Origin of the sequence: Marinobacter sp. tcs-11 (assembly GCF_002049515.1) — a bacterium.
In the GTDB taxonomy this organism is placed as follows: Bacteria; Pseudomonadota; Gammaproteobacteria; order Pseudomonadales; family Oleiphilaceae; genus Marinobacter; species Marinobacter nauticus.
Map to the genome: position 1 here is coordinate 213198 of NZ_LLYU01000001.1, position 17790 is coordinate 230987.

Consider the following 17790-nt stretch of genomic DNA (forward strand, 5'->3'; position numbering starts at 1 on the left):
CCGCTGCTATGAGAGAGGACAAGACTATGAGCAAACAGACCCTGATCGTGATCGGCAACGGCATGGTTGGCCATCACTTCCTGGAACAGTTCAGCCAGTCTCCGGCCGCTGACGCCTATAACATCGTGGTTTTCGGCGAAGAAAAGCAACTGGCCTACGACCGGGTGCACCTGTCGGAGTACTTCAGCGGCTCAAGCCATGCAGACCTGGCCATGGGCACCGCGGACTGGTACACCGACCAGGGCATTGATCTGCACCTGAATGAGCCGGTGACCGGCATAGATCGGGACGCCCGGATGATCACCACACCCAAGGGCGAGTACACCTACGATCAACTGGTGCTGGCCACCGGCTCCTACCCGTTCGTACCGCCCATTAAGGGCAACGATCAGGATGGCTGCTTTGTGTACCGAACCCTGGACGATCTGGATGCCATTCAGGCCAGTGCCCAGTCGGCGAAAACCGGTGTCGTGGTGGGCGGCGGTCTGCTGGGGCTGGAAGCGGCAAACGCCCTGAAAAGCCTGGGCCTGCAGGCCCATGTAGTGGAATTTGCCCCGCGCCTGATGCCTGTGCAGCTGGACGATCAGGGTGGCGCCCTTTTGCGCCAGAAGATCGAGGATCTGGGCGTGCAGGTGCACACCGAGAAGGCGACCACGGCCATTGTGCCGGGCAGCGACGCGCGGCTGAGGATGAACTTCGCCGACGACAGCCATCTGGAAACCGATCTGATTGTGTTTTCCGCCGGCATCCGTCCCCAGGATACCCTGGCCCGGGCCTGCGGCCTGGAGGTGGGCGAACGCGGCGGGATTGTGGTCAACAATCAATGCACCACCTCAGACCCGAACATTCACGCCATCGGCGAATGCGCACTCTGGAACAACCGTATCTTCGGTCTGGTGGCTCCGGGTTACACCATGGCGCGCACCCTGTCGGCCGCTTTGAACAAAGACACCAGCGCGGCCTTTACCGGTGCCGATATGAGCACCAAACTCAAGCTACTGGGGGTGGATGTGGGCTCCATCGGCGATGCCCATGGCCAGACCCCGGGTGCACGCAATATCCGTTTTCACGATGAGCAGGCCGGCCACTACCGGCGCATGGTGGTGAGCCAGGACGGCAAGACTCTGCTGGGCGCCATTCTGGTAGGCGACAACGGCCCTTACGATACCCTGCTGCAGTACGCCCTCAATGGCATTGAGCTGCCAGCCAACCCGGAGGCGCTGATTCTGCCGGAAAGCGAAGGAGGCGCGCCTGCCCTGGGGGCCGACGCCCTGCCGGACAGCGCCTCCATCTGTTCCTGCCACAACGTCACCAAGGGCGATATATGTGGCGCCATTGACGCCGGCTGCACCGATCTGGGCGGCGTCAAGGCTGAAACCAGGGCCAGTACCGGTTGCGGCGGCTGTGCGGCTTTACTGAAGAAGGTGGTGGACAGCGAGCTGGAAAAGCGCGGCGTGGAGGTGTGTACCGACCTTTGCGAACACTTCCCCTACACCCGACAGGAACTGTTCCATCTGGTGAAGGTGAACGGTATCCGCACCTTCCGGGGTCTGCTCAAACAATACGGCAAGGGCCAGGGCTGTGACATCTGCAAGCCAACGGTGGGCTCCATTCTGGCCACCTGCTGGAACGAGCATATTCTGGCCACCGACCACGTGCCGCTACAGGACACCAACGACACTTTCATGGCCAACATGCAGAAGAACGGCACTTACTCCATCGTGCCACGCATTCCGGGCGGCGAGATTACCCCTGAAAAGCTGATTGTGCTGGGCGAAGTGGCCAGGGAGTACGATCTGTACACCAAGATCACCGGCGGGCAACGGGTGGATCTGTTCGGCGCCACCCTGAGCGAACTGCCGGAGATCTGGGAGAAGCTGATCGCCGCCGGTTTTGAAACCGGCCACGCCTATGGCAAGTCCCTGCGTACGGTGAAGTCCTGCGTGGGCAGCACCTGGTGCCGCTATGGCGTGCAGGACAGCGTGGGCATGGCCATTACCCTGGAAAATCGCTACAAGGGCCTGCGGGCGCCGCACAAGGTGAAGATGGCGGTGTCCGGCTGCACCCGTGAATGCGCGGAGGCCCAGAGCAAGGATTTCGGGGTAATTGCCACGGAGAAGGGCTGGAACCTGTATGTGTGTGGCAATGGCGGGATGCGGCCGCGGCATGCGGATCTGTTTGCCACCGATCTGTCGGATGAGGAGCTGATCCGCACCATCGACCGGGTGGTGATGTTCTATGTGCGCACGGCGGACCGGCTGCAGCGGACGTCGGTCTGGATGGAGAATCTGGAAGGTGGGCTGGAGTATCTGAAGCAGGTGGTGCTGGAGGACAGCCTCGGTATCGGCGAGGAGCTGGAACAACACATGTCGGATCTGGTGGAGACCTATCAGTGCGAGTGGAAAACCGCCGTGGAGGATCCGGAGAAGCGCAAGCGGTTCCGGGAGTTTGTGAATGCGCCGGAACAGAAGGATCCGGTGCAGCAGTGGACTTCAGAGCGGGGGCAGCGTCGGCCTGTTTTGGAGGTGGCTTCTTCGTAGCCTTCTGGTTTGGGGGCGGAGCGCGGGAGCCGGATTCATTTTCTTCTGGAAAAAATAACTCGCTTTGCTCAGACATCTTTTTTCCTGCCAGAAAATGAATCCGGCTCCCACGCTCACGAACATCTGTGGGATAGGAAACTTAACGACCTTGGAATTTGGAGACTTTGCTATGAAAGCTCGGACTTGTTGGGAAGCAGTGTGCACCGTGGACGATCTGGTAGCTGACTCCGGCATTGCGGTTTGGACCGAGGACGGGCCGGTGGCGGTGTTTTATCTGCCGCACCGCCTGCCGGCGTTGTTTGCCATCAGCCATACCGATCCGTTCAGTGGCTCGAACGTGCTGGCCCGAGGCATTACCGGGGATATCAACGGCGAGCCGGTGGTGGCGTCGCCGTTGTACAAGCAGCATTTCAGCCTGCGCAGCGGGCAATGTCTGGAAGACGAGAACATGCAGGTGAAGGTCTATCCGGTGTTGCTGGACGGCAACCGGATCCGGCTGGAAGTGCCGGTGGCTCAGGCGGCGTCGGTGGCCGCCTGAGGTTCGCTCACATCAGCTGATGAATTCGACGTTTTCCGACAGCGGCGCCCTTGGGCTGGTGAGCTGGTTCACCGGGCTGTCGGGGTTGGCGTAGCCGATGGCCATGCCGGCGAAGACTTTTCGGTGTTCGGGCAAGCCCAGGAATTCGCTGATGGTTTTCGGGTACACCGACCAGGATTCCTGGGCGCAGCTGTCCAGGCCTTCGGCGCGCAGCAACAGCATGATGGTTTGCAGGATCATGCCCAGATCGGACCACTGGGGCGGGCCCATGTTGTCGTCGACGGTGCAGAACAGGCCGACCGGAGCGCCGAAGAATTCGAAGTTGCGTTTGAACCATTCGAAGCGGGCGGCTTTGTCTTCCCTGGGGATGTCGAGCCGGCGGTACATGAGTTCGCCGATTTCGAACCGGCGGTCGCGGTAGGGCGATTGCAGTTTTGGTGGGTAGATTTCGTATTCCGGCACTTCGTTGAAACCTTTGCTGACCTTCTCCTGCATCAAGGCTTTGAGTCGGGCCAGAGCATCGCCGGTGACGACGTGCAGATGCCAGGGTTGCAGGTTGCCTCCGGATGGCGACCGGGTCGCCGTTTCGATTACCGTTCGAAGCGTGGCTTCAGGCACCGGGGTATCCAGAAAGTCCCGCACCGAGCGGCGTGACACAACAGCCTGCTGAACATCCATAGGCAAGACTCCACATCATCCAGAACATTGGGTTGGGAACACAATCCTGCATCCAGTATGCGCACAACAGCCGCGCTTGACCACCTCCCGGGCGCCGTATAGTCTGCGGCGAACCCCATAGGGAGAGCCTCAGGTTATGGAAGATCACAGTCAGTTTCGCCTGCTATCCGAGCGACGGTTCCTGCCATTCTTTGTCACCCAGTTTGCCGGTGCCTTCAACGACAACCTGTTCAAGAATGCCTTGTTGCTGCTGGTGACCTACAGCGCCGGGGGCCTGTTTGGCCTGTCGTCGGATGTGGTGGTCAATCTCGCCGCGATGCTGTTTATCCTGCCGTTTTTCCTGTTCTCCGCCATCGCCGGCCAGGTGGCGGACCGGTACGAGAAATCCACGGTTATCCGCTGGATCAAATTCGCCGAGGTGGTGATCATGGGCATTGCCGCGGTCGGTCTCTGGTTTGGCTGGTACGAGGTGTTGTTCCTTCTGCTGTTTCTCACCGGCGTACAATCCGCGTTTTTCGGGCCGGTGAAGTACGCGATCCTGCCCCAGGCCCTGAAAGAATCCGAGCTGGTGGGTGGTAACGCGCTGGTAGAGATGGGCACGTTTGTGGCCATCCTGGTGGGTACCCTGATGGCCGGCGTGATGATGAAAGCTGCGGCTCCCGGCCCCGTGATTGCCATCGCCGTTGCGGTGCTCGCGGTGATTGGCCTGGTGGCTGCCTGGCGGATTCCCAGGGCCGAGGCGGCAGCGCCGGATCTGCGTATTGGTTTCCGGCCGCTGCAGGAAACCTGGAAACTGATGGCCATTGCCCGGGACAATCACAATGTATTCCTGAGCATCATGGCGATATCCTGGTTCTGGTTTCTGGGTGCCGCCTATCTGACCCAGTTTCCGAACTTCGCCAAGACTCACCTGATGGGTGACGAAACGGTCGTCACCTTACTGCTGGCGATTTTCACCATCGGCATCGCCGCCGGCTCCATTGCCTGCGAGCGGCTGTCCGGCCACAAGATTGAACTGGGGATCGTACCCATCGGCTCCATTGGCCTGAGTTTCTTCGGCATCGATCTGTTCTTCAATATGCCGAAGCAGCCAATTCCCTCAGACTGGTGGCTGATCATAACCGATCCCCATTATCGCCAGGTGGCCATTGACCTGTTGGCCATTGGTATCTTTGGCGGCCTGTTTATCGTGCCGCTGTATGCTTATGTCCAGCAGGAAACACCACCGGCCACCCGGGCCCGCGTGATCGCCGCCCTGAATATTTTCAACGCCCTGTTTATGGTGGTCAGCGCGCTGCTGGGCATGCTCATGCTCGGCCTGTTCGGGCTCACCATTCCCGAATTCTTCCTGGTGCTGTCGATCATGAACCTGATGGTGGCGGCCTACGTGTACCAGCAGGTACCGGACTTTGCCCTGCGCTTTGTGATCTGGGTCCTGTCCCACACGATTTATCGGGTCACGCACCACAACCTGGACCGGATACCCGAGCAGGGCCCCGTGCTGCTGGTGTGCAACCACGTCTCCTACATGGATGCCCTGGTGATCGCCGGCGCGGTACGGCGGCCCGTCCGATTCGTAATGGATCACAACATTTTCGCGACACCGGTCATGGGCGGTTTCTTCCGCCTGGCCAAGGCTATCCCCATTGGTCCGAAATCAAAGGTGCCGGAGATTTACGAAGCCGCTTTCGACCGCATTGATGAAGAACTCGCAGCCGGCCATGTGGTCTGTATTTTCCCGGAAGGCAAACTCACCAAAGACGGCGAAGTCGATACCTTCAAGCCCGGTGTCGACATGATTCTGGCCCGGCGACCGGTACCGGTGGTGCCAATGGCACTGCGCGGCCTCTGGGGCAGCTTTTTCAGCCATTGTGGCGGGCCGGCCTTCAGCCATTGGCCACGGCGGTTCTGGTCCCGGATTCATCTGCTGGCTGGTCTCCCGGTCTCGCCCCACGAGGCCAGTGCCGAGCGCCTGGAACAAAAGGTCAAAGCGCTGCGTGGAGATGCACAATAGTCTTTTCGCCGGGCTTTTTGGTGGTGCTGTTACCAAAGCCAATTTTTACCCGCTCGGAGTGGGGTAGTATCGGGGCATAAACCAAGAACAAGGATTGCCCCGTGACGCCCCTGAATCCCACTGACCAGCTCTTTCTCTGGCTGGAAAAACGCCAGCAGCCCATGCATGTGGGCGGCCTCCAGCTGTTTTCCTTCCCCGAAGGCGCGCCGGACGACTATGTCGCGCAGCTGGCAGATCAGCTTCGGCAGAAGACGGAGGTGACCGCCCCCTTTAACCAGCGCCTGAGCTATCGCCTGGGCCAGCCGGTATGGGTGGAGGATGAGCACCTGGACCTTGAGCATCATTTCCGCTTCGAGGCGCTGCCCACACCCGGGCGTATTCGGGAGCTGCTGTCGTTCGTATCGGCGGAGCATTCGCACCTGATGGACCGGGAGCGCCCCATGTGGGAGGTGCACCTGATCGAGGGCCTGAAAGACAGGCAGTTCGCGCTCTACACCAAGGTTCACCATTCCCTGGTGGACGGTGTCTCGGCCATGCGCATGGCCACCCGGATGCTGAGTGAAAACCCGGACGAACACGGCATGCCGCCAATCTGGGATCTGCCTTGCCTGTCACGGGATAGGGGCGAGTCGGACGGACACTCCCTCTGGCGCAGTGTCACCCATTTGCTGGGGCTTTCGGGCCGCCAGCTCGGCACCATTCCCACCGTGGCAAAGGAGTTACTGAAAACCATCAATCAGGCCCGGAAGGATCCGGCCTACGACTCCATTTTCCATGCCCCGCGCTGCATGCTGAACCAGAAAATCACCGGTTCCCGTCGTTTCGCCGCTCAGTCCTGGTGCCTGAAACGGATTCGCGCCGTGTGCGAGGCCTACGGCACCACGGTCAACGATGTCGTGACTGCCATGTGCGCAGCGGCTCTGCGTACCTATCTGATGAATCAGGATGCCTTGCCGGAGAAACCACTGGTGGCCTTTGTGCCGGTGTCGCTACGCCGGGACGACAGCTCCGGTGGCAACCAGGTAGGCGTCATCCTGGCGAGCCTTCACACCGATGTGCAAGAGGCCGGCGAACGACTGTTAAAAATCCACCATGGCATGGAAGAGGCCAAGCAGCGCTACCGGCATATGAGCCCGGAGGAAATCGTCAACTACACGGCCCTGACCCTGGCGCCGGCCGCCTTCCACCTGCTGACCGGGCTGGCGCCCAAGTGGCAGACCTTCAATGTGGTGATTTCCAATGTCCCCGGGCCATCCAGGCCCCTGTACTGGAACGGGGCGAAACTGGAAGGCATGTATCCGGTGTCTATCGATATGGACAGACTGGCCCTGAACATGACACTGACCAGCTATAACGACCAGGTGGAGTTCGGCCTGATTGGCTGTCGCCGGACCCTGCCCAGCCTGCAACGGATGCTGGACTACCTGGAACAGGGTCTGGCAGAGCTGGAGTGCAACGCCGGTCTGTAATCAGGCCAGCTGATCGGCCCGGTTACGCTCGGAAATCTGGCTGTTCAGGGTCCAGAAATCGTACAGCACACCGATGAAAAACAGGCCGCCGGTGAGCAGGTACAGGATGCCGGTGAGCCATTTGCCCATGTACATCCGGTGCACCCCGAAAACCCCCAGGAAGGTCAGCAGTATCCAGCCGATGTTGTAGCTGATCTGGCCATCCTGGAACCGGTAATCAGCTTCCTTGTCCATAGCCGGAATCAGGAACAAATCAATAATCCAGCCGATAAACAGCAGCCCCAGAGTAAAGAACCAGATGGTGCCGGTCACCGGCTTGCCGTAATAGAAACGGTGCGAACCCAGGAATCCGAATATCCAGAGCAGGTAGCCGATCAGCTTGCTGTGGGTGTCGGGTCTTTCGATCATTGCGGCGTTCTTCCTGTTCACAGTTGGATTTGGTGTGTCACCACAGACGCAAAACGGACGCCTGATCAGATCAATATGGGGGCGAACGCTGGAATCACAAACGGCACTCAGGGCCCCAGATCCGGTGCCGGGTCCGGCCCGTCCTCGCGAAACTCACTGGCGGATTTACCCGTCCACTTGCGGAAAGCACGGCTGAAATTGGACAGATCGGCATAGCCCAGTTCATAGGCAATCTCGCTGACTGACTGATTGGTGTAGCGCAGCAACTGGATGGCCCGATCTTTCAGCACGGCCTCGACAATCTCCCGATAACTGGTGTCCCGGTCCGCCAACCGCCGCTTCAGGGTGCGGGAAGACACGCAGAAGCGCTCGGCCATGGCCTCCAGGGAGGGCAAGGGGCCTGGGGTCATCCGCAGCATATTGCGAATCGCCAGCACGATGTCGCCCTGCTCCTTGAGCGCCTTCTGCAACTCGAATTCACACTGGTCCCGGGCCATCCGGGAGGCTTCAGCATCCGCCAGACGCATGCGCACGTCCAGCAGCTTGCGGGGGAAAATCAGCATTTCCTCGGGCTGGCCAAACTCGAAACGGACCGGCAACTGGGCGGCAAACCGCCGGTAATAGGCTGGCTCAGGGCCCCGCAGGTGTACCGACACGCCCGGTAATTTACCCTCTTCCAGGGCAAAACCCCGGGCCTCGGCATCGCTCCGGTCGAGCAGTTGTTCAGTGAGCAGAATCAACGTGGCGCTGACCGTCTCGGCCAGAAACTCGGAGATAGGCGGCAACGCAAACTCCGCGCACAGCTGAACCAGCACCTTGTCACCGGCTATGGACTGTTTCATGCTCAGAAAGGGCGCCCGCAGCTGAAGATAACGACGGACAGAGTCCAGCGCACCCTCAAAGGTCGGGCTGGTAAGCGCGGCGAAGCCCAGGGTGCCATGGATGGTCAGCCGCAACTCTCTCGCCAGTATAAAACTCAGGCCATCTTTGCCCGCCACCTCGAGCGCGCGCTGCGCCATCAGAGTGGCGTCAGTGACGAAAACCCGACTGTCGTTGGCTTTCAGGTCTTCATGTGTGAAATCCAGGCCCTGATAAAGCTGGCGGTCGTTGTAACCCAGTTGACGAACGGTTTCAGCCAGTACCCGCAGGTACACCCCGGGCACCAGGAACAACCCCAACATTTGCCGCTCGTTGTCTGCACCGGTACCTGCCATAGTGTGTCCCTGATTGATATTTATCGTGTTTCTGACTCTATCAGAACCGGATTGCCGCCACAGTGGGGCCCGCTGCCCCGACTCCGCTGTCGCCCGGGCCAATCCCCTGTCCCATTGTGGACGATGCCCGTCCCCTTCGCGCATTCAGTATCCGGATTGACTCCGCCACACTGGCTCCATGACATCAGCCAAAGCGTTCCGTCGCAAAGGAGTAGAACCATGCTGACCACCACACAAACGAACAAACCGGGCAAGGCCTCCCATACCCCGGACAATGTCTCCATCAAACCCCAGCGCATGGGTTTCGAGTTTGGCGAACAGGTCCCCAGATACTGGGTGGATAACAACTATCTGATCAGTCATACCATGAACGCCCTGTCTGTTTTGTTTCCCGAGGGTGAGCAGTTTTTTGTGGACTCGGTCCGGGCGTTTCGAGACCAGATCCAGGACAAGAAGCTGAAAGCGGACGTGCGCGGTTTCATCGGCCAGGAAGCCATGCACTCGCTCGAGCACATCGCCATGAACCAGCATGTCCGCGACCAGGGCATGCCGGTAGAAGAGATGGAGCGGGATCTGAAAGTGATTCTGGACGTGGCACGGAAGCTGCCCAAACGCCACCAGCTGGCCATTACCTGCGCCCTGGAGCACATCACAGCCATGATGGCCGACATGCTGCTAGAGCGTGACGATATACGCGAAGACATGCACGAATCCATGCGCCCGCTGTGGGTGTGGCACGCCATTGAGGAAACCGAGCATAAGGCCGTTGCTTATGACGTTTTCCTCCAGGCTGGCGGTACCTACACCGAGCGGGCGTTTTACCAGGTCTTCAGTACCGTAGCCCTGGGTATTGTCAGCACCTGGTATACCGGCCGCATGGCCCTGAAGGACCGCAGCCATTTCTCCGTTAAGGACGCCGCCAAAGGTATGTGGCGCATGTGGGGCAAAAACGGCGCCTTCTCCAGTCTGATCCCGACCTGGCTGGAGTACTTCAAGCCCGGCTTCCATCCCTGGGACAAGGACAACAGTGAGCTGATCGGTCGTTTCAAGGAACAGATCCAGGACTACATCGCGCCCCAGTACAAGAACGGCAATCGGCGCACGCTGCAGTAATCGTGCACCCGCTCTATGACATCAGGCCGAGTTCCCGGGCGCGAGCAACCGCTTGCATCCGGTTCTCGGCCTGAAGCTTGCCGTAAATATTGCTCAAATGTGACTTTACCGTCGCCACTGAGATGCCGAGCTGTTTGCTGATGGCCTTGTTACTGAGTCCCTCTGCCAGCAGATCCAGCACCCCCTGTTCCCGATCACTTAACGGTTCATCAGGACCAGCGACTTCCGGGGTGCGGGCGCAGGTTTCGGCGTCCGGCTCCATCCGGGCCTGCCGGAGAGCCAGTATCCGGCTGGCTTCCACTTCCGACCAGCCGCGGGTAATACAGGCGTCGAGCAGACTATCCAGCCGGGGATCCGCATCCACAAAGGGGCGCACCAGACCACGGGGTACCCAGAGCGCCAACAGTGCATCGAGCTTTTTCACCGCTCCCTCAGGATCCTGATCCCCGAAGGCCTGAACCATCAGACTGACCAGATCAAGACGACACACCAGCTGAAGCAACCCCGCCTCTTCCGCCTCAGTTCGCAGGGCTGCCAGTTCCCGGGCCACCGGCGACGCCGCCAGCAACTGACCGATCAGTTTCAACAAGGTTTCGTTCAGGGTACAAAAGCGATTACCTACAACCGGTTCCGGATCGCTCTGGGCCCATAGAATCAAAGGGAAGGCGTTACCCTCCGTCAATCGCGCCAACGCCTCCAGTACCTCCGGGCGCGGAATGTTATGGTGCCAGCGCAACTGGCCCATAACCTGGTGCAACTGCTCAATCCGGCTGAGTTCCTGCTGCCAGAGTTCGGAGTCTCGCAAAACCATGCCCAGGCGAAACCGCTCAAACGCCAGGTAAAGCTGATCCAGCGGCGTCAGATGCTGGTCGGCAATCAGACCGGCCTCGCCCAGCCGTTTTGCGGCGTATGCAAGATCATGATGCTCCAGCGCCAACAAGCCCTCCAGATAGGCCAGAAGGCAAACCTGCTCCTTACTCACGGGCCCGTTGACAAGCTTCAACCGGGTCTGTTCATAGCAGCGGCGGGCATCGCCAATGCGACCGCCCTGCACCAGAACCGGAACCAGCATGACCAGACAGCGCAGGGCACAGGGGTTATCGCCACTCTTCAGGGCCCCTGCCAGCGCATCGGTCAACAAGGTGCGCGCCGGCCCCAATCGTGCCTCCATAAAGGCTTCAGTACCGAGGGTATACAGCCCCCAGTGTTGCAGGCCGGCTGGAGCGCTGGCCAACCGGGCCTGTATCTGAGTCAGGGACTGCTCGGCCTCTGCACGGTGGCCGGCAAACCGTGCCGAGGGCCAGCCCAACAACATGGAGACAAACTGCAGAGCCTCGGTGTCCGGTGATGGGTCTGTCGACTGCAGAAGCCGGTCGGCCGCGGCCAGATGCTCAAGCACTGCTCCGTACTGACCATCCATGAAGGCAAACAGCGCCTGCAGCAGAAGCAGCGCGGGAGAACACATCCGAACACTGTCCGGGAAGCGCGAAGGCAGTGACCGGTAGCCGCTCAGGTCCTCCGCCTGCAACAGCAACGGTACCAGGGCTTCCGCCTGGTCATAGCAGCCCTCGGCCAGAAAAAGCTCAAGGGCCTCCACAATCAGGCCCCGCTGGCGGAATGCCTCGGCCGCCCTGATTCGTATGGAGCTTTCCCCTTCAGGCTCCCGATCCTGCGCCTGAAGCCAGTCGATCAGCAGATCATGCAGGCGATACCAGTAGTGACCCTCTCCGTAACTCTGGAACAGCAGATTGCGTTCGCGCATGACTGCGATCCAGTCCGCTGCATCGCTACCATTCCGGGCTTCATCAGCAACCTCATGTGAGAAAAGAGGGAGCAGGCTCATATCCTGGAGAAATTGCTGTAGCCCGGGCTCAAGACCAGCGAACACTTCCTCCAGCAGATAGTCACTCAGGGCTCTCTGACCAGGCCCGGGTACATGGCTTAACGGGTTTTCCGACAACGCCGAGAGCTGCAACGCCGCTGGCCAGCCGCCGGTGCGCTGATGCAACTGCAACATCTGTTCTTCGGAGAGATCAGTCCGGCGGGCCTGGACGAATTTTCGAGTCAACGCCAGATCAAAACGGAGCACCTCCGGCCCCAGCCGGACCATCTGTTGCCGGGCCAGCAACTGCGCGGTGCGAATGGGTGGGTCGAGCCTCGAGATACAGACAATGCGCAAAAACCCCGGAGCAAAGTCGATAAAGCGCCGGATCTGCTCCAGTAGTACTTGCTGGTCAAGCAGGTGAAAATCATCCAGCACCAGAACCAGGCGGCTGGGTGCCTGCCAGGTTCGGGAATAATCCGCCAGGCGGTTGATCAGCATGGTCACCGGGTCAACAGCGGCACCCGGTTCCAGCGCGGCCAACAAGGTACTCTCGCGAATGGCAAAGCGTGGGTTCACCCGCGCCAGTGCGCTGGCCACGGCATTCCAGAACAGGGCCGGCGCGTTGTCCCTTTGGTCCAGCGTCAACCAGGCATGCACCGGTTTTTCCTGTTCCAGCCACTGACTGACCAATGTGGTTTTACCAAAACCGGCCGGTGCCGACACCAGCACAAACGGCACCTGTTCAATACAATCAAGCGCCTGCAACCGTGAGGGCTCAAGCAACAAGCCTGAAGGCAGCCCGGGGCGGGTTAATTTGGTTTCGGCAACCATGGAGCTCACTACCGTTGGCAAATGAGCTTCAGCATAGTCAGTGCCGGTGTCATCAACCAGCCCTGGCACTCCAAACTGGGAGGCCTGTTCAGAAATCCGGGTCATGGCAGTGCGAGCAGACCCGTGCCCTTCATCAGCGTGGCAACCAGTCGGGTACTGCCCAGTTCCCGGGCACAGACAAACCAGGGAGTTTCCCGGCCACGGTAGCGTGATTTGTGGTACGCCAGAGGTTGGAAGGCGTAAAGGCGATTCCCATAGCGGTACAGGATATTCTGAAGGCGGCGCAGGCCAGGCCGGTCACCCGGGCAGTGGCGGACGCCGTGCAGGGGCGCAATGCCCAGCGACAGCTCAGGCACGCCTTCCTCACGAAACTGACTGGCCGCCTGCAGAATAATGTGGTCGAGAACGCCGAGCCGGTTCATTTCCGGCGACGCCCGCAGAATATTGGCGCAATAGCCCGCCAGTTCATGGTGACGGTACCAAGGATCAAAGAATACGTATCCGGCCAGCTCGCCCTCCACATAGGCGTAGAACTTGCGCACTCCCCATTCATCTGCAAACACCGGTGGCCGCGTGAGCAAACCCAATTCCCGTTCCTTGACCGCCTTGCCCAGGCGCCAACGCTCCGAGATACCCGCCACCTTGTGCCAGTTCACCTCATCTCCACATTGCTCCCGCACCTCGATTCGGCACCGCCTGTCCAGATTGCGGGCATGGCGCAGCTGCTTCATCGCCTTGCCACGAAGCGAGAACCTGGTCAGATCAACCGAGAACTCCGTACCCATCACCGTGGCATCGTAACCAAGCTCGCCCAACGGCCCCAGCAGCGACTGATCGACGCCCACATACAGTGAGGGGCCGGGCACACTCTGCTCGAACGCCTGCAGCAGCCGGCCCATACTCTGTGCACCCGCCAGGGGCCTTGTGGGCACCACGTTTACCCGCTGCCCCAACACCTTTACCGGAACATACGGTACCAACCCGAGACCGGGGCTGAGAAAGTGCCGGCAATCCGGCTGCAAGGCAAAATAGCTGCTGGACTGGCTCCCGTGCAGACGGATCAGGTGCTCGGCGGTGCGCTCATGGCAACGCCCGGAGTCCGGCACACTCGAGTTGATATTCCGGTCATCGGCAGCCGGGGCTACCGCCGCAGACAGATGAGAGGCAGGCATGGGTCATTCCCTTTGTTGTTCTGATACCGCTTTCCTGTGTTCAGAACAAAATGCTAAAGGCCGTGCCTCGGCCGGCCATCGGTCAAAGGGTTGAGTGCCTGGCGCCCCACCGGAACTGGGTCACAATTCCGAGCCCTGCATCACCACAACGCCCCGTCGCCACAAACGCCATTCACCCGGTTTGTAAATATCCCAGGTTTCGTCGCTGGTGAGGGGTTCGGTCACGATGACGCTGACAATGTCGTTGGGTGTGGTTTCCGATTCAAAATCCACAGTAACGTCGGCATCTTTCAGGCGGGCGGGGCCAAACGGCGCCCGCCGGGTAATACTGGCCATCTTGGTGGTGCAAAAGGTAAACAGCCAGTCGCCGTTGCTTAGAAGCAGGTTGAATACCCCCTGACGGGCGTAGTTCCGGGACAGCTGCACCAGCCGTTCCACCACCTGCTCGGTGGCAGTGTCTCGATCGCAATGACTGCGCAGATGGTTCAGGATGTCGCAGAACAGGGCTTCGCTGTCGGTGCTGCCAACGGCCTCGTAGAAGCCGGGCGCCGCGGAAAACTCGGAAAGCTGACCATTATGGGCGAAGACCCAGTATCGGCCCCAGAGCTCGCGAATGAACGGGTGGGTGTTGGCCAGGCAGATCTCACCCACATTGGCCTGGCGTATGTGGCATATGGCCACTTCACTCTTGATGGGATGGGTCTGCACCACTTCGGCAATGCGCGAGGAGGCACTGGCATCGGCATCGTGAAAACAGCGCACCCCTTTACCTTCGTAGAAAGCGACGCCCCAGCCATCCTTGTGTGGGCCGGTGTCACCGCCACGGCGGGTCAGGCCGGTAAAGCTGAAGCAGAGATCGGTCGGGGTGTTGGCGCTCATGGCCAGCAGTTCACACATGGTTGGCGGTATCCTCGGCCTTGCTTCCGGGTTTATTCGCTAGTGTCCCGTCTGGTTAATTCGTTGACCTACTGCGAGACGCTGGCGGCGCTGGCCAAGGCGCCAGTCCGCAGGTGTGGTGGTTCCACATCAAGGGCTGGCAACACAGGTCCAGAGCCGCCAGCGTCTCGCCCTGCGGGAGCGCCTGAAAGCCTTGAGAGCCGTGTTGCGGCGACTCGATTTGGAACCACCAAACCTTCGCCACCGCGCCTTGCTCTCAAGGCTTTCAGGTGCTCAGTAGGTCAACGAATTAACCAGACGGGACACTAGGATACCCGAATCAACCGAGACCTCCAGCCATGGAACCGGCGGTTTTCGGAGGCTGTCCGGCACCGGCGGGCGCCACACGGTTCCGGCCTGCCCGCTTGCCGCTGTAGAGACAACGGTCTGCCACACAGAACAGGGTTTCCGCTTCCCTGCCGTGCTCCGGCCACTGGGCAATGCCAAACGAGGCGGTCACGCGGATACCCGCCTCGCCGTACTTCAGCTCACGCCGGGCAATGCGCTCCCGCAACTCGTCCATCAGTTCAAAGGCATCCCCGGGCTTGGCATCCCGCAGAATCAGGCCAAATTCCTCGCCGCCCAGCCGGCCGACAAAATCCGTCGTGCGCAGGCGCTCGGTCAGGCACTGGCCGATGTTCCTCAACACGTAATCACCGGCATCGTGGCCAAGGGTATCGTTCACCAGCTTGAAATGGTCGATGTCCATAATCACCAGGGCAAAACCGGTTCCACTGCGCTCACACTCGGCAATGGTGCGGGCCAGTGTTGACTGAAAGTTGGAGCGATTGGCCAACCCGGTCAGAGCATCGGTCTGGGCCATATCGACCAGCCGTTGCTCGGCCTCCTCCCGGCGCACCTCGTACATGTGCATGAATACCTGCATCAGGGCACCGCACAGAACCATGTTGAGCAGATCGATCATCCGGTGCGCAGAACCCACATCGCCGAGGAAGAAGTAGTAAACCACCCCACCCACCAACATGAACGGCACACTCAGGATCATGCCCTCGTGCTTGCCGAGCAACAGGTACGCCAGAACCGGCATCATCAGCACCCAGACAAAGGCCGCAATAGAGGCCTCCGGCAACAGCATGATGACGATGAAAAATGAAAACAGCGACACCAGATAGGCGTAGATCCACTGTTGCAGGTGAGCCGTGGTTTTCAGACAAAAAACGCCGTAGAACAGCAGCCCACTGGCCAACAGCTCGACCAGCGCCACCCATGGATAACCGTTGAAAAATTGCAGACAGGCAAAAACCACCAGCGCAGAGCCAGTCGCCAGAAACAACAGCCTGGTAAGCGAGCGACGGTGGTTATCCCGGAGTCCTGAGCGGCTTTGTTCCAATGCCGTCCCCAGATCCGGATGCTTTGACGTATTCATGCTGACTCTTCCCTGGATCAACCAGAGAGTATAGTCGGTCTCCGCTGGCTGTAAAACAACCAGCCAACGGAGATCAGGTTACCGCGAGCCCTCAGATATACAGGTTCTTGCGGGAGAACCGCTCCACCAACGGTTGATAGGCCGAGCCCAGCAACCGATTGATGGCGTCAATGCCCCAGGCATCCGGCCCCACCAGAATACGGGATTCGTTTTTGAGGATGCCTTTGACAATAATTTCAGCCGCCTTGTCCGGAGTGGTCATGGCCAGCTTGTCGAAGCCCTTGCGCTGGGCTTCGGCGTTTTCAGATTTGCCCATGCGCGCGGCATTGGCAATGTTGGTGCGAATACCACCGGGATGCACACAGCTAACCTGAACCGGCTGATTCTCCAGTTTCATTTCCTGGCGCAGGGACTCGGTAAACCCGCGCACCGCAAACTTGGCAGCATTGTAGGCGCTTTGCTTGGGCACACCGATCAGACCAAACACGCTGGAAATGTTCACCACGTGGCCATCGCCGGATTCGATCAGGTACGGCAGAAACGCCCGGGTACCGTGGGCAACACCCCAGAAATCAATGTCCATCACCCATTTGAAGTCGTCGTCGGTCATTTCCCGCACAGTGGCAGAGAGGGCAACACCGGCGTTGTTGATAATCAGGTTAACCTGGCCAAAATCCTTGCGGACCTGCGCGGCGTGGGCGTAGATGGCGTCCCGGTCGGAGACATCCAGGCGGTAGGTTTTCACCTCGGCACCGTCCAGGCCGGCAGCGGTTTCCGCCAGCCCCGCCTCGTTGACATCGGAGAGAGCCAGCCGACAGCCCCGGGCCGCGAGGGATTTGGCCAGGGATCGGCCGATACCGGAGCCAGCACCGGTGACGACAGCCACCTTGTTGTTCAGATCTTTCATGGCGGGAACCTCTTGTTGTGGTCTTTCAGTAAAGCAGCGCTTTGGTTATTCGCCACTTTAGTGAGCCACCAGAGGCAAACCTATGGCACTGGACTCCAGGCGAGCCCGGCACCAGAGCCAGTCCAGGATTCACCCCAGCAGGTTGTCCAGAGGCTGGTCATACCCGGGTGCAAACACGTCCAGAAAGTACTGCACTTCCGGCAGGCCATCCGCTTCCAGGCGCGCCCGGATCTGCTGCTCCGCGGGGCCGAACTCCGGGTTGCCGGCGCGCAGTTCAGCGCGGCATTTCAGCCAGGCCGAGAGCCGGTCCGCCGCCTTGATCAGTTCCTTTTCTTCCGGCCCCAGGCGGGATTCCCGCACATAGGGAGAGAAATCATCCCGAAGGTCTTCCGGCAACAGCGCCAGCAATTCAGCTTCGGCCTTGTGCTCGATATCGCCGAATGCCTCCCGCATCACCCGGGAATGGTATTTCACCGGGGTGGGCATATCCCCGGTAATCACTTCGGTAGCATCGTGGTAAAGCGCCGCGGCGGCAACACGGTCTGCATTGACCGTTCCGGCAAAATGCCGGTTGCGAATCAGGGCCAGGGCATGGGCGACCGTGGCCACCTCCCAGGAATGGGTGGCCACGTTTTCATCAATGGCGTTGCGCATCAGGCCCCAGCGTTTGATCCAGCGCAGGCGCGACACATAGGCAAAGAAATGGCTGGCCTTTCGGCCCGGGCTATCAATCATGGCTGGGGAACTCCGTGTATTCC

At 60.0% G+C, this 17790-nt stretch carries 14 protein-coding genes; 5 read left to right on the forward strand and 9 right to left on the reverse strand.

Annotated features, from left to right (window positions below; genetic code table 11):
- The first annotated feature begins 26 nt into the window (after positions 1–26).
- A complete protein-coding gene (gene nirB / locus ARC85_RS00945) occupies positions 27–2540 on the forward strand; it encodes a nitrite reductase large subunit NirB (RefSeq protein WP_286714164.1) in 2514 nt (837 codons plus the stop codon).
- Between the two features lie 169 nt (positions 2541–2709).
- On the forward strand, positions 2710–3078 hold the full coding sequence (nirD, locus tag ARC85_RS00950; protein ID WP_199452022.1) for a nitrite reductase small subunit NirD: 369 nt from the start codon (positions 2710–2712) through the stop codon (positions 3076–3078).
- A 12-nt stretch (positions 3079–3090) separates the two neighbouring features.
- On the opposite strand, the gene ARC85_RS00955 is transcribed toward nirD, so the two are convergent.
- The gene (locus ARC85_RS00955; protein ID WP_023007831.1) at positions 3091–3756 is read right to left on the reverse strand and encodes a nitroreductase; all 666 of its coding nucleotides are present in this window, start codon (positions 3754–3756) and stop codon (positions 3091–3093) included.
- A gap of 136 nt (positions 3757–3892) precedes the next feature.
- On the opposite strand from ARC85_RS00955, the gene ARC85_RS00960 reads away from it, so the two are divergent.
- Together ARC85_RS00960 and ARC85_RS00965 are read left to right on the forward strand one after the other, a co-directional pair.
- Positions 3893–5770, forward strand: a complete 1878-nt coding sequence (locus ARC85_RS00960) for an MFS transporter (protein WP_286714165.1) — start codon at positions 3893–3895, stop codon at positions 5768–5770.
- A gap of 101 nt (positions 5771–5871) precedes the next feature.
- Complete coding sequence (locus tag ARC85_RS00965) at positions 5872–7239, forward strand: WS/DGAT/MGAT family O-acyltransferase (protein ID WP_153739756.1); 1368 nt, start codon at positions 5872–5874, stop codon at positions 7237–7239.
- On the opposite strand, the gene ARC85_RS00970 is transcribed toward ARC85_RS00965, so the two are convergent.
- Both ARC85_RS00970 and ARC85_RS00975 read right to left on the reverse strand, forming a co-directional pair.
- The gene (locus tag ARC85_RS00970) at positions 7240–7647 is read right to left on the reverse strand and encodes an NINE protein (RefSeq protein ID WP_022993443.1); all 408 of its coding nucleotides are present in this window, start codon (positions 7645–7647) and stop codon (positions 7240–7242) included. It abuts the gene before it with no gap.
- A gap of 107 nt (positions 7648–7754) precedes the next feature.
- The gene (locus ARC85_RS00975) at positions 7755–8861 is read right to left on the reverse strand and encodes a helix-turn-helix transcriptional regulator (protein WP_011783745.1); all 1107 of its coding nucleotides are present in this window, start codon (positions 8859–8861) and stop codon (positions 7755–7757) included.
- 219 nt (positions 8862–9080) lie between these two features.
- On the opposite strand from ARC85_RS00975, the gene ARC85_RS00980 reads away from it, so the two are divergent.
- The gene (locus ARC85_RS00980; RefSeq protein ID WP_286714166.1) at positions 9081–9974 is read left to right on the forward strand and encodes a metal-dependent hydrolase; all 894 of its coding nucleotides are present in this window, start codon (positions 9081–9083) and stop codon (positions 9972–9974) included.
- A 13-nt stretch (positions 9975–9987) separates the two neighbouring features.
- Here the strand turns inward: ARC85_RS00980 and ARC85_RS00985 are convergent, their stop codons facing one another.
- The 6 genes from ARC85_RS00985 to yfbR all read right to left on the reverse strand — a co-directional run bounded on the left by ARC85_RS00985 (position 9988) and on the right by yfbR (position 17767).
- Positions 9988–12735: a LuxR C-terminal-related transcriptional regulator gene (locus ARC85_RS00985; protein WP_114434372.1), complete on the reverse strand. Its 2748-nt coding sequence runs from the start codon at positions 12733–12735 to the stop codon at positions 9988–9990.
- Positions 12732–13802, reverse strand: a complete 1071-nt coding sequence (locus ARC85_RS00990) for a DUF2156 domain-containing protein (protein ID WP_011783741.1) — start codon at positions 13800–13802, stop codon at positions 12732–12734. Before ARC85_RS00990 ends, ARC85_RS00985 begins: the two co-directional genes overlap by 4 nt.
- A 120-nt stretch (positions 13803–13922) precedes the next feature.
- Positions 13923–14699, reverse strand: coding sequence for a class II glutamine amidotransferase (locus tag ARC85_RS00995; RefSeq protein ID WP_286714167.1), 777 nt, complete (start codon positions 14697–14699; stop codon positions 13923–13925).
- A gap of 319 nt (positions 14700–15018) precedes the next feature.
- Positions 15019–16125 (reverse strand): GGDEF domain-containing protein, encoded by a 1107-nt coding sequence (locus ARC85_RS01000; protein ID WP_278351358.1) that lies wholly within the window; start codon positions 16123–16125, stop codon positions 15019–15021.
- Positions 16126–16216: 91 nt separating this feature from the next.
- Positions 16217–17032: an SDR family NAD(P)-dependent oxidoreductase gene (locus tag ARC85_RS01005; protein WP_272998959.1), complete on the reverse strand. Its 816-nt coding sequence runs from the start codon at positions 17030–17032 to the stop codon at positions 16217–16219.
- A gap of 129 nt (positions 17033–17161) precedes the next feature.
- Complete coding sequence (yfbR, locus tag ARC85_RS01010) at positions 17162–17767, reverse strand: 5'-deoxynucleotidase (protein WP_278351359.1); 606 nt, start codon at positions 17765–17767, stop codon at positions 17162–17164.
- Positions 17768–17790: the final 23 nt, after the last annotated feature.